This window comes from Paenibacillus sp. Y301, from assembly GCF_059445505.1.
The window spans coordinates 87031-99109 of the sequence record NZ_JCAIUL010000012.1; the positions used below are offsets into that span (position 1 = coordinate 87031).

The 12079-nt window shown below is 39.6% G+C and carries 13 protein-coding genes; 3 read left to right on the plus strand and 10 right to left on the minus strand.

The features are described from left to right. Positions 1-39: 39 nt before the first annotated feature. Positions 40-1014 carry a diaminopimelate dehydrogenase gene (locus tag AC1D69_RS19160; RefSeq protein ID WP_495457744.1) on the plus strand — a complete coding sequence of 325 codons (975 nt, stop codon included), beginning with the start codon at positions 40-42 and terminating at the stop codon, positions 1012-1014. 122 nt (positions 1015-1136) lie between these two features. Here AC1D69_RS19160 and AC1D69_RS19165 read toward each other — a convergent pair whose 3' ends face one another. The 6 genes from AC1D69_RS19165 to trhO form a co-directional block, all read right to left on the minus strand. Further along, positions 1137-2138 (minus strand): anti sigma factor C-terminal domain-containing protein, encoded by a 1002-nt coding sequence (locus AC1D69_RS19165; RefSeq protein ID WP_495457745.1) that lies wholly within the window; start codon positions 2136-2138, stop codon positions 1137-1139. After that, positions 2135-2626, minus strand: coding sequence for an RNA polymerase sigma factor (locus AC1D69_RS19170; RefSeq protein WP_495457746.1), 492 nt, complete (start codon positions 2624-2626; stop codon positions 2135-2137). Before AC1D69_RS19170 ends, AC1D69_RS19165 begins: the two co-directional genes overlap by 4 nt. Positions 2627-2723: 97 nt before the next feature. Further along, positions 2724-3944 (minus strand): DUF2812 domain-containing protein, encoded by a 1221-nt coding sequence (locus tag AC1D69_RS19175; protein WP_495457747.1) that lies wholly within the window; start codon positions 3942-3944, stop codon positions 2724-2726. Further along, entirely contained in the window at positions 3925-4266 is a 342-nt protein-coding gene (locus AC1D69_RS19180; protein WP_495457748.1) for a PadR family transcriptional regulator, read from the minus strand. The genes AC1D69_RS19175 and AC1D69_RS19180 overlap by 20 nt, the downstream gene beginning before the upstream one ends. A gap of 187 nt (positions 4267-4453) precedes the next feature. Continuing rightward, positions 4454-5089, minus strand: coding sequence for a helix-turn-helix transcriptional regulator (locus AC1D69_RS19185; RefSeq protein ID WP_495457749.1), 636 nt, complete (start codon positions 5087-5089; stop codon positions 4454-4456). Positions 5090-5103: 14 nt separating this feature from the next. After that, complete coding sequence (gene trhO / locus AC1D69_RS19190) at positions 5104-6021, minus strand: oxygen-dependent tRNA uridine(34) hydroxylase TrhO (protein ID WP_495457750.1); 918 nt, start codon at positions 6019-6021, stop codon at positions 5104-5106. A gap of 186 nt (positions 6022-6207) precedes the next feature. Here trhO and AC1D69_RS19195 point away from each other — a divergent pair, with 186 nt between their 5' ends. Both AC1D69_RS19195 and AC1D69_RS19200 read left to right on the plus strand, forming a co-directional pair. Beyond that, positions 6208-8250 carry a Na+/H+ antiporter gene (locus AC1D69_RS19195; RefSeq protein ID WP_495457751.1) on the plus strand — a complete coding sequence of 681 codons (2043 nt, stop codon included), beginning with the start codon at positions 6208-6210 and terminating at the stop codon, positions 8248-8250. A 48-nt stretch (positions 8251-8298) separates the two neighbouring features. Continuing rightward, entirely contained in the window at positions 8299-8676 is a 378-nt protein-coding gene (locus AC1D69_RS19200; RefSeq protein ID WP_495457752.1) for a PH domain-containing protein, read from the plus strand. Between the two features lie 104 nt (positions 8677-8780). Here the strand turns inward: AC1D69_RS19200 and AC1D69_RS19205 are convergent, their stop codons facing one another. The 4 genes from AC1D69_RS19205 to fadR all read right to left on the minus strand — a co-directional run bounded on the left by AC1D69_RS19205 (position 8781) and on the right by fadR (position 11976). Beyond that, positions 8781-9422: a 3'-5' exonuclease gene (locus tag AC1D69_RS19205; protein WP_495457753.1), complete on the minus strand. Its 642-nt coding sequence runs from the start codon at positions 9420-9422 to the stop codon at positions 8781-8783. A 185-nt stretch (positions 9423-9607) separates the two neighbouring features. Next, positions 9608-10579, minus strand: coding sequence for an electron transfer flavoprotein subunit alpha/FixB family protein (locus tag AC1D69_RS19210; RefSeq protein ID WP_495457754.1), 972 nt, complete (start codon positions 10577-10579; stop codon positions 9608-9610). Between the two features lie 25 nt (positions 10580-10604). Further along, the gene (locus AC1D69_RS19215) at positions 10605-11372 is read right to left on the minus strand and encodes an electron transfer flavoprotein subunit beta/FixA family protein (protein ID WP_495457755.1); all 768 of its coding nucleotides are present in this window, start codon (positions 11370-11372) and stop codon (positions 10605-10607) included. A gap of 22 nt (positions 11373-11394) precedes the next feature. Further along, positions 11395-11976 carry a fatty acid metabolism transcriptional regulator FadR gene (gene fadR / locus AC1D69_RS19220; RefSeq protein WP_495457756.1) on the minus strand — a complete coding sequence of 194 codons (582 nt, stop codon included), beginning with the start codon at positions 11974-11976 and terminating at the stop codon, positions 11395-11397. Between the last annotated feature and the right edge of the window lie 103 nt (positions 11977-12079).

Genomic DNA, 12079 nt, shown 5'->3' on the forward strand with positions numbered 1-12079 from the left:
ATGTTTATCAGTATATTTTAAAATTATTAGGAGGTACATATGACACAAATAACTGTTGGTATTGTAGGATATGGTAATTTAGGTAAAGGTGTAGAGAAAGCGATTCGACAAAATTCAGATTTCACACTGGCCGCTGTATTTACCCGTCGTGAACCACAAGGTGTAACTGCAAGTGTTCCAGTTCTTCATATCTCAGAAGCAGAGAAGTATAAGGGTACGATTGACGTTATGATTTTGTGTGGGGGTTCCGCAACGGATTTACCTGAACAAGGCCCTTACTTCGCCAAAATGTTCAATACGGTAGATAGTTACGATACACATGCTTTGATTCCAGAATATTTCGCTAAGGTAGATGCTGAAGCCACTGGAAATGGACATGTTAGTGTTATTTCAACGGGATGGGATCCAGGATTGTTCTCTCTAAACCGTATGTTAGCTGAGGCTATTCTACCTGAAGGTAAAGAATATACATTCTGGGGACGTGGTGTGAGTCAAGGTCACTCGGATGCTATTCGCCGTGTTGAAGGCGTGAAGAATGGTGTTCAATATACGATTCCTGTAGAAGAGGCTGTAGCTAAAGTACGTGCGGGTGAGAATCCACAGTTAACAACTCGTGATAAGCATCTACGTGACTGTTATGTTGTGGCTGAGGAAGGCGCAGATCTAGCTCGTATTGAGCAAGAGATCGTACAAATGCCGAACTATTTCTCCGATTATGACACTACTGTGAACTTCATTACTGAAGAAGAACTAAAGGACAAGCATTCCGCGATGCCTCACGGCGGTACTGTACTTCGCAGCGGACGTACAGGAGAGAACAGCACACAGATTATTGAATTCGGATTGAAACTTGATAGCAATCCGGAATTTACGGCTAGTGTTCTAGTTGCTTATGCACGTGCGGCTTACAAGCTAGCTAAGCTAAGCCAATCTGGAGCTAAGACAGTCTTTGATATTCCATTTGGTATGTTATCACCGAAATCACCAGAGCAACTTCGTAAAGAGTTGTTGTAGAAGAAAATAACAATCTTGTTGTTTGTAACTCCAAAGGGATGTCCTAGTAACCTAACAATGGGTACTGGGACATCCCTCTATTTTTTTGTTAAACAATATTTAGGAAGTTGTTTGGTTTACCCTTAATATTTATCAACAATAGCTCCTAGAACAGCTCCTCTGACGTAAGGTTGCCCTTTAAGATCTTCCAGTTCCTGTGCAGTTCCTGTAAGGACTACCCCTAGAATCCGAATGTCAGACTCGCTCGGTTTCGCTTTATCTCCTCTCAGATAATTGTAAATTCGATTGAACTCATATTCATATTTTCCCTCTAGGCCTTGCTCCAGTGATGATATAAAGTCCTTTTCGTTAATTGGTAGTCCATCCAAGTGGATGCCGAATCCAAATACCCAGCTCTCTAAGAGTGGATTTGCGTAACTTATGCTGCCATTTTCATCTTTGTAGGGATCATAAAACTTTCTATTATCATACGTATCTACCCAATACCACACTTGTGTTAGTTCTGCAGGAATCATCGCCCGTACCTCAGAGAGGGAATAAGGCTTATCTAAAGAAATGGCCATTTCAACCAGCTTATTTTGGTCCATCTGTTGAAGAGCAGACAGATCATTCAACACCTTACCGTTATAGTTCACATCCGGAATGTAGAAATCCATCAACCGTTGTCCGTTAAGTCCGTTATATGAACGCGTATATCCATACTCTTGTTTAATCATATCAGGATCAGGAACCGATATGGATATGCCGTAGGTATCACCACCATTTGCTAAGGGGAGGAATGGAAATACATTATAAACAGTCTTCTTAGTCAGCCAAGGAATCGGTACGCCTTCAATTACTTTGTATAAGTTGTATTCTATTTTCCCGGACAAAAAACCACCTTCCCCTGTATTTTCTGCAAAATATTGATTGGGTCCACTGATACTCTTGAGCGCAAATTCATCTTTCCTTTCTTGAGAGAAGCCTGAATTAATAAGCTGTATATTAAGCAGGAATCCTCCGAATAAAACAATGACTGTGACGATTAAAGAGATGATAATATTTCGGATGAATGTTTTTCGTTTCGCTTTTTTAATAAGATTTGATAATTTCTCGTTATCTTGATCTTCCCATGGTGCCGTCATTCTACATCACCTCTGTATCTTTTTTGAAATTGCTTCCGAGCTTGAAATAACCCTGATTTAATATTTGTGACCTTCACCCCAAGCAAATCGGCAATTTGTTGGTAAGAGAATTCCATTTCATACTTCATAATAAGGAGTTGCTTATGGTGAGGTAGCAGTTCGCTCAGCACAGATTCTACTTCTGATCGCTTCTCCTTTTGCAACAGATGGTCTTCTGGCAAGTCTGAATCCGCTACCTCTACTGAATCAATAGGAACTTGAATCCATTTATTTCGGCGGCATAGGTCGTAGTAACGGTTGATCGCCACCTTGTATAACCATGCACTGAATTTAGTCTCCTCTATAGATTCAATGTATAAGAAAGCTTTATAGACGGTATCCTGTACGATATCTTCAGCATCAGGTGGCGTGGCTCCAAGACGGATTAAGTATTTTCTTATTTCAGTTATCTTAGGTTGGAGTGCTTGCTGTAGCTGCCCGGGCTCCATGCTTCACCGCCTTTCACCTATATAACGAACAAGTATGCCAAATGTTATATTGAAACAAAAAAAGACTCATCTGTTTGAGTCTTCATATACGTGATGCTTATGTATTGGCATATCGTTTTCTAAGTCGCATGTAATACAGCCATGTTCTGGCGATGAACGAACCAAAGGCGAGGACAGCGAACGCAAGTGAAATCATGCTGATTATTTGTAGTGTATCTAAGTTGTTATCAAACGTAGATGCCATATTTATTTTAATATTTAAAATATAAATGAGAAATGTAGGGAGAAATAGACATGAATAGGTTAGCGCTATCCGTTTTGCATATTTTAAATGATGTGACTTCTCACTGTAGATCTGGGGTCGTTCTTCACCCTCTGAATATTTACGGCTCCATAGCGTCCATTTTAGAAAAGGAGAATTGGAAATAAAGACACTCTTCCAGCCAGATTCTCTGTGTATGGTATTGTAACTTTCATCTGTAGTATTCTGAAAGTCAGCACAATAACTTACCTTCCGCGGGCTACCTATTATAAAATAAAAAGTGGTTCCTGCTTTGCTCATACGATAAAGATGATAACCTTGATCTTCCATGGTTTCGAGCCATTTTTCCAACTTATCCGGTGCATCCATCCATCCAAATTTTCTTTTAACAATCATTTCTCCTGAACGTTTCATCTCTTTTTCTTCGCTCTGACTTCGTCTTTTTTCAGCTTGATTTACGTTGTGTAGGTTATGAAGAGGTATATTTTCACGGATTAATGTCTTGTTCGACTTATTAATTTTAATAACAGAATAGATAGAAAGAACCCACAGAGCTAATAAAGCACTAAAATAAATGTATGTTAAAATCCAATAAGGACTTTTGACAACGTGTTCACCAACTCTTAGGGGTTCATCTTGGGAAAATGAAAACAGACTAATGATACCGACAAAAAAGATAGTCATCGTTGTCAAATATGTTAAAATGCTACCGAAAATGTACATAATTACTCTATTATGCTTGATAATCCCTTCTCGAACAGAGGAGGTCTTTATGTGTTCAAGAGGATTTTCATTCGCCATGACATACCAGTGACCACTCTGTGAAATCTTTATCCAATTATTATCTAATAAAGCTTTAGCCAATGAGTCACTAGGTATTTTATCGTACCCTATTCGGTACGTTATTTTTTTTGGAATACCTTGTTGAAAGAAAAAATAACGTTGACCACGTTTCAGTTCTACAAAATAATAACCCTTTTCCGCCATAGACGAGAGCCATGCTTCTGTTTTGTTCACATCGTAGCTCCAGAATGGCCTAAATACTTTTGTAATCATCGAAATCCTCCTCGTATTTTAATGCGTTCTGGTGTAACTCTTTGATTCTATTTATCTCTACCTGGATTAACTTTTTCCCAAGTTCAGTAATTTCGTAAACGGTTCTTCTCTCTTCATCAGCAAATACAGTAATAATGCCATCTTTCTGCATTTTTGTAAGAGTCCCATAAACTGTCCCCGATCCTAATCGAATACGTAATCCTGAAATTTCCTCTACATGTTTAACGATGCCATATCCATGACGGGGTACGGTTAAGGACAAGAGAATATAAAATGCTGTTTCTGTCATAGGAACATACTTTTTTATTACTTTTTCAATCATATTAAGAAGATCACCTTTCCGTTGTTAGATCATATCGTAACTATATCACGGTATGACTATATCGCGTCATGACTATATCACGTCGTGACATAATCGTCAATGAAACGTTGTTCATCATGTATGGACTTTTTTTGAATGAAAAAAAGTACCCCACCAGTCTCATGACCGATGGAGCACTTAATCAGGTTTAACATTGGGATTTAGAAATAACATAAGAGCATTTGCTGCCACCTGTAGATAAACACTCGGTACGATTTACATCTACTTGTAGGAGGGATTTGAATAATTCAAGTTCACAGTGGCAAGCATGTGTATATTGGTTGGCAATCTGAGAGATAGGACAGTTGTGTTCTTTAATGATATAGGTCCCGTCTTCTCCTTCTTCACATTCAGCCATATATCCATTTTCATTCTGAAGCTGTGTAAGTATAAGGACTTTTTCAGCTAGAGGGAGACCTGACATACTCTTGCCGTACTTTTTTTCTAGTTTGCTTTTGCGTCGCTCGAAGAGATGATTAATCAATTCTTCACCAGATTCTTGTTCAAGCTCACCAAGTAAATCAAGGGTTAACGTATGATAGGTCGTAGGGAAGAAACCTGCTGCCAACTCACTTAACCGATAGACTGCCGTAGGTCTTCCCATACTTTGGCGAATCATACCCGACTCAATATACCCATCTCTCTCAAGCGTGCTTAGATGACGACGAACAGCCATTTCTGTAATCTGTAATTCGTTCGTAATGTCCTTGGCTGTAAGAGGTGCTTTTGTCTTTAACATGTGGACAATTTGTTCCCGGGTGGAGAGTTCTGTTAGTTTATTCATACGACCCTCCATGGTTATGATTGTTGTTTTGCGGCTACCAGTTTCTCAAAATTATCCTCACATTCTGGTTTACAGAAACTGTGATGGATTTCTTCACATTCTACGCAACAGACATGCTTCGCATGGCATAGGGTGTATGCGCAGTTAATATATCGATCTTCTGGCTTACCACAGTGGTGGCATGTGCCAACAATAATATCTTCATCTGTACGATTAATAGGTACGGAGATTCGTTCATCAAACACATAACATTTCCCATCAAAAAGTCTACCTTGGACTTCAGGATCTTTACCGTAAGTAACGATCCCACCTTCTAATTGAGCAACGTCATTGAAACCTTCATTCATTAAGAATCCGGTAAGTTTCTCACAGCGGATTCCGCCAGTACAATAAGTCAGTACTTTTTTATCTTTATATTGGCTTAAGTTCTCTCTAATCCATTGGGGGAATTCTCGAAAGGATTCGACATCAGGACGGATAGCATTCCGGAAATGTCCAATCTCATATTCATAATCATTTCTGCCATCAATGACAACAACATCTTCTTCTTGAAGTTGTTCATGGAATTCGACAGGAGACAATCTCTTTCCACTTAATTGATTAGGATCTAATTCCTTCTCATATCTGAAAGTGACAAGCTCCTTCTTGTGTCGAACGAACATTTTCTTGAATGCATGTTCATCAGAAGTGTCAATTTTGAATATCATATCGGCAAACATGGGGTTCGCCCGGAAATCGCTGATATATTGTTCCGTTTGTGCTACCGTACCCGATACGGTACCATTAATTCCTTCCTCAGCAACGATAATTCGTCCTTTAACTCCGAGGTCTTTGCAGTATTGCAAATGATCTGCTGTAAACTGTTCTGGATCAGGGATTGTTACAAATTTATAGAACAATAATATGTTGTATTGAAGTTGATCTTGAGTCATTCTTAATCACCTTGCCTAATGAATTTTTGTCCTATTAATTGTAGATGAACTTCACCTACTTAGTCAATATAGAAGTATATAAAGTATAATAATGGATAGTGGGAGAAGAATCTCCCAAAAATACGATGGTATACTGTAATAATTACGTTTGAATAAATCATTACATACATAGGAGAGTTGATCATCATGGAGATTTTTCTAGATATATTGGTATTGCTTGGGATTATAGGCATATCCAATATATTGAATCGTTTCGTTCCATTTATCCCTGTTCCCTTATTTCAAATTGCGCTAGGAATGGCAGTTGTAGTCTTACCCCCTGGAATACATATTTCTTTGAACTCCGAGTTATTTCTTGTTTTGTTCATAGCACCTCTATTATTTAATGATGGTAAAAGAACACCAAGGGATGAATTATGGAATTTACGAGCACCTATACTCATGCTTGCTTTGGGGCTTGTATTTGCTACCGTACTTGTCGTTGGTTATATGATTCATTGGATGATTCCTTCGATCCCATTACCAGCGTCCTTTGCACTTGCAGCCATACTGTCTCCGACAGATGCGGTTGCGGTTGGCGCAATGGCGGGTCGAGCTAATCTACCAAAGAAAATTATGCGCTTACTCGAAGGGGAAGCATTAATTAATGATGCATCGGGATTAGTTGCTTTTAAATTTGCAGTTGCAGCTATGGTGACAGGTCTTTTTTCACTTGGTAATGCTACGTTTAGTTTCTTTGTAATTGCTATTGGTGGGCTTGTGGTTGGTGCTGTCGTGTCTCTGTTTATTATTTGGTTGAGAGTATTTCTGCGTCGCCACGGGATGGAAGACATCACGATGCATATGCTTATCCAGCTACTAACGCCATTTGTTATTTATTTAATTGCAGAAGAACTAGGAATGTCGGGAATCTTGGCAGTAGTAGCTGGTGGGATTGTCCATGCTATTGAGAGGGATCGCACAGAATCCTCTTCCAATATGAAGCTGCGAATTGTATCGGAGAGTACGTGGTCTATTGTTCTATATATCTTAAATGGATTGGTATTCGTTCTGCTGGGATTACAAATTCCAGATGTGATAAGTGTTATTTTTGAGGATAGATCATTTAATAACTACCTTGTGATCGGCTATATTCTCTTGATTACAGCTGCGTTAATTATTCTGCGTTTTGTATGGGTCTATGTGTACTCTAAAGGATCATGGGCCGTTAATAAAAAGGAGAACGTTGAGGAGCCAACATTAATGGAGGCTATTCTAACATCGTTATCTGGTGTACGTGGTGCGGTGACCTTAGCAGGGGCGTTCTCTATTCCATTTGTACTTCAGGATGGCAGCCCATTTCCAGAACGTAATTTAATTATATTTATTGCTGCGGGTGTCATTTTGTTGACTTTAATTATCGCGAGTATCACGTTACCACTCCTTTCGAAGAAAGAAAATGATGCAGAGGATAAGGATTCAGAGGGTATTCAGCAAGCTTCTAAAATAAAAGTTCTCAAAGCAGCTATTCGTGGAATGAAGGAAGAAATGAACGAAGATAACGAAGCTGCAGCATTATCAGTAATTTCGGATTATAAGAAAAAGATAGGACAGTTGTTGGGACAGGAAGCTCTTCAGAATAACGATTCCCAATCTCGCCAAATGGTCTTTCATATTCGACTCATTGCGATCCAAGCAGAACGGAACGAAATGGAAAGATTGTTAGCCGAAAAGGAAGTGTCACAAGAAGTGGCTGACCGATTCGAGCAGATCATTGATCAGATGGAGATTCTACTATCGCACAGATTTAAAATGCGTTTCTTAGTGTCGATGTTTAGAATTAGACGGCTTATATTAAATATGGTGCATACAAATAAATGTAAACCGGCAATCAATGATTCACAAGACCCGATGGATTCTTTAAAAGAAGTAAGTATTCTAACGGCTCGCTCTGCCATTTCAGCTGTTCAGAATCAAATGAATGATGCCAATAGAGACAGCTCATTACGAGTGATTTCGCATTATCATCGTACGATAGAAAGAATGAGCAGTAATGAATCGAGTCAATTACGCGAAGATGAAGACTTCCAGAAGTACAGGGTTGAATTTCAATTTAAAGCGATTCAAATTGAAAGAGATGAAGTTCAGAACATGTTTGAATCAGGTGAAATTACTCGTGGGGAAGCTAACCAGTTACGTCAATTTATCAACTATTTGGAAGCAGGTATGTTAGATGATGACGAATTGTAATAAGATGGGATAGCAGGGTTATTGCAGAAGTTATGAGGAGGAATAGAGATGGGCTTCTTAGATAGTCTAATGGGGAATGCTTCTCAAGTGGATTTGCCAGCAGTTCAGAAAGAATATGAACAAATCTTAGCACCACAAGAACGCATTGAGAGAGCGTATAAACTGGTCCGAGATATGTTTATATTTACAGACAAACGACTTATCATGATTGATAAGCAAGGAATAACAGGGAAGAAAATGGAGTATCACTCTATACCTTACAAGAGCATTTCACATTATTCTGTTGAGACAGCTGGGCATTTCGATCTGGATGCGGAACTCAAGATTTATATTTCTAGTAATACCGTGCCTATCGTAAAGACATTTAATAAAACAGTAAATATTTATGAGGTACAAAGTGTTTTATCACAATATATTTTGGGATAGATGATGCATCTCACAACAAAAAGATCAGGAAACATCACGTTCCTGATCTCTTTGTTGTTTTATAACGGAATTAATCCATTGGTTAGTTGTTGAATACCTGCATTCTATAATGATCTAGTGGTTGTTAAGAGACTTCTAGAGGAAGGCGTCTTCGGACGTTTCTTGGCAGGAGCCGAGAATGGCGTATAACCTCCTGTATACATGGAACCGATCTTACAACCCTGAGCTATTGAGAGTTGCAATGGATCCGTGTGCTGTTCTTGTTCTAGTAGTTTCAATAGAATCTTTGCACACGCACGAGCATCATCTAACGCTTCATGATGGTTCAGTGGAATGTCATAATATTCAGCAATCACATTTAATTTGTAGGAAGACACGTCTTGTAACATCTTTTTGCTTAGTAAGTAAGTGCAGAAGTATTGAAAAGTAGGATAATCTAAGAAAGATTGTTCCAAACAGTATCTTAAAACGCTCATATCAAAAGAGGCATTATGTGCAACAATCTGTCTTCCTTGCAAGAGGGGCTCAAGCGTTGGCCAGAGCTCAGAGAAAGTAGGCTGTCCACTGACCATAGCTGGCGTGATGCCATGAATTTGTATATTTCTATAGTCAAATTGCTGCTGGGGATCAATTAACCAGACTTGTTCGGAGGTAATTATTCCATCTCTAACTTCCACAAGACCTAAAGAACAGGCACTTGATCGGTTCGCATTCGCGGTTTCAAAGTCAATTGCAACAAAATCCATATGTAAGAACTCCTTATTATTCGTGTTATTATTCGTGTTAGGTACAAATGGCTATATCATCTATCATCTGTGTATCTATTAATAGTAGCTTGGTAGCTTTGAAATTACAATCAACTAAAACGTTCCAACAGCCATATCAAAAATGACCCGTAGCTATAGGTGAGTAGCTACGGGCCATTCTTATATCAAGCTAACGCTCTCTTGAATTCTTCCGTTAAGAGTGGAACGACAACGAATAAATCACCGACGATCCCATAATCAGCTAGTTTGAATATGGGTGCATCAGGGTCTTTATTAATCGCAATAATGATGCGAGATTGACTCATACCCGCCAGATGTTGAATAGCACCACTGATCCCGCAGGCAATATATACTTCAGGTGTAACCACCTTACCTGTCTGACCGATCTGCATGGCATAATCGCAATATCCGGCATCACATGCTCCTCGAGATGAACCAACGGCGCCATGTAATACGTCAGCTAACTCTTGAAGAGGTTTAAATCCATCGATGCTCTTCACACCTCTTCCACCGGACACCACAATTTTGGCTTCAGTCAAATCTACCTTCCCTGAGGTTTTACGAACGACGTCTTTCACAACGGCACGTAATGATGAAGGAGGAGCATAGTCGATCGTAATTATCTCTGCTTGTGAGTCAGTCTTATCAACGACCGCTATATTGTTTGGACGTATGGTTACGACCTGTGGACCCTCTGTGAATTTTTTTTGTTCAAAAGCTTTACCCGCGTAAAGGGGTCGAGTATAAAGGACCTCTGCTGCCTTTTCAATGGCAATCACATCCGAGATTTGACCCGCTTGTAAATACGATGCAATCATGGGAGCTAGGTCGCGTCCAGAAGCAGTATGTCCTAAGAACACCGCATGTGGATTCAAGACATCCAATACTTCTTTAATAGCAGAGAAGTATATTTCGGAATTATATACCTCTAAGTCCACATGGTCGATGACCTGAACCTGACCGTTAACGTACTGGGATACCTGCGCGGCTATAGCGGATAATTGATGTCCTAATATAATGACTGAAACTTGATCTCCATCTTCTTTAGCTAAATGAACAGCTTGAAGCGCTTCCAAAGTGACTTGACGTAACTTACCATCGCGAACTTCTGCGATAACAACGTATGATTTACTCATATGGACATCCCCTTTAATAATAGGATTATATCGCCTTCACTTCAGAATGAAGAAGATGAACGAGCTGGATAGCCTGTTCGTTAAGATCGCCTTGTAGAATTTGTCCGGATTTGCGCTTAGGAGGTAGGAAGAGGGAGAGACGTTCGGTCTTGGCACAGATTTCAGCTTCCGTAAGACCTAAATCATCTAGGTTGAATAGATGAAAGGGTTTTTTCTTCGCTTTCATAATTCCAGGTAATGAGGGGTAACGTGGCTCATTTAGACCTTGCTGTGCAGTGAACAGGGCAGGGAGAGTAACATGTAATGTTTCGGTATCCCCTTCGGAATCGCGAAGGACAACCGCTTGGTCTTCTGTAACATCCATCTTGACGATCGAAGCAACATGCGGAATATTTAGCAGTTGTGAGAGCCGAATGGCCACTTGACCCCCACCACTATCAATGGAGAAATTACCACCGAGAATAAGATCGCATGATTGCTTGTTGAAATAGGAAGCTAATACATTAGAGAGTGTGAACTCGTCACCCATGATCCGTTCGTCAGAAATATGAACCGCTTCATCAGCACCCATGGCGAGAGCGCTCCTTAACGCTTCTGCTGCACGGCTAGGCCCGATGGAGACAACGGTAATGTTACCTCCATGTTGTTCCTTTTGGCGTAAAGCTTCTTCAACGGCGTATTCGTCATACGGATTAACGACGTATTTAACTCCGTCATCGGAAATATCCCCATCTTGAATAACAATCTTCTCCTCCGTATCAAACGTTTGTTTGAGAATGACATAGATATTCATATGACTAGCTCCTCTCGAACGATTATTTCAAGCCTTTCAAGAAAAATTCAACAGTCTTATCTACTTGGGCGGTTAACGAATATTTTCTACCTGATATGAGCCAAGACGTGACAACTTCATCCATGCCTCCAAATAATAGCAAACGGGTTAACTTAACATCGAGGTCAGGACGAAAAGAATTATCCTTTATACCCTGTTCTAGAATTTCCTCGATCAATTGAATATAAGGCTTCACAGCAAGACCTATTGCTTTGCGGAGTTCAAGCGAACTTTGGCGGAGCTCAATCTGAGTTACATAGGCAAGATTAACGTTTTGTTCTAGCTCCGTGAAATGGATCCCACAAATTGTACGAATGGCCTCTTCGGCAGAATTGGTTTCGCGAAGACTGCTATTGAACATGCTGACCAAGTCACCTAATCGTTGTTGAAAGAGGGAGATGAGAATATCTTCTTTGTTTTTAAAATAAAGATAAACGGTACCGTCTGCTATGCCCGCCTCCTTAGCAATTTTGGATATTTGTGATCCATGAAACCCATTCTCTGCAATGACCTTTAGGGCAGCTTCTAAAATTAATTCAAATTTTTCCTGTTTTCTACTTGTCATGGAGACACCTCGGTGTTAGTATTTAAATCAAATGAATGAATACTCATTCATTTTTTATTATCATATGGGAAATGGGGCATGAAGTCAATGCAAAATCTATATA

Excerpts from the sequence above, each read along its gene's own strand:
- AC1D69_RS19160 (WP_495457744.1), top strand. The coding sequence starts at position 40 with ATGACACAAATAACTGTTGGTATTGTAGGATATGGTAATTTAGGTAAA.
- AC1D69_RS19165 (WP_495457745.1), bottom strand. The coding sequence starts at position 2,138 with ATGACGGCACCATGGGAAGATCAAGATAACGAGAAATTATCAAATCTT.
- AC1D69_RS19170 (WP_495457746.1), bottom strand. The coding sequence starts at position 2,626 with ATGGAGCCCGGGCAGCTACAGCAAGCACTCCAACCTAAGATAACTGAA.
- AC1D69_RS19175 (WP_495457747.1), bottom strand. The coding sequence starts at position 3,944 with ATGATTACAAAAGTATTTAGGCCATTCTGGAGCTACGATGTGAACAAA.
- AC1D69_RS19180 (WP_495457748.1), bottom strand. The coding sequence starts at position 4,266 with ATGATTGAAAAAGTAATAAAAAAGTATGTTCCTATGACAGAAACAGCA.
- AC1D69_RS19185 (WP_495457749.1), bottom strand. The coding sequence starts at position 5,089 with ATGAATAAACTAACAGAACTCTCCACCCGGGAACAAATTGTCCACATG.
- trhO (WP_495457750.1), bottom strand. The coding sequence starts at position 6,021 with ATGACTCAAGATCAACTTCAATACAACATATTATTGTTCTATAAATTT.
- AC1D69_RS19195 (WP_495457751.1), top strand. The coding sequence starts at position 6,208 with ATGGAGATTTTTCTAGATATATTGGTATTGCTTGGGATTATAGGCATA.
- AC1D69_RS19200 (WP_495457752.1), top strand. The coding sequence starts at position 8,299 with ATGGGCTTCTTAGATAGTCTAATGGGGAATGCTTCTCAAGTGGATTTG.
- AC1D69_RS19205 (WP_495457753.1), bottom strand. The coding sequence starts at position 9,422 with ATGGATTTTGTTGCAATTGACTTTGAAACCGCGAATGCGAACCGATCA.
- AC1D69_RS19210 (WP_495457754.1), bottom strand. The coding sequence starts at position 10,579 with ATGAGTAAATCATACGTTGTTATCGCAGAAGTTCGCGATGGTAAGTTA.
- AC1D69_RS19215 (WP_495457755.1), bottom strand. The coding sequence starts at position 11,372 with ATGAATATCTATGTCATTCTCAAACAAACGTTTGATACGGAGGAGAAG.
- fadR (WP_495457756.1), bottom strand. The coding sequence starts at position 11,976 with ATGACAAGTAGAAAACAGGAAAAATTTGAATTAATTTTAGAAGCTGCC.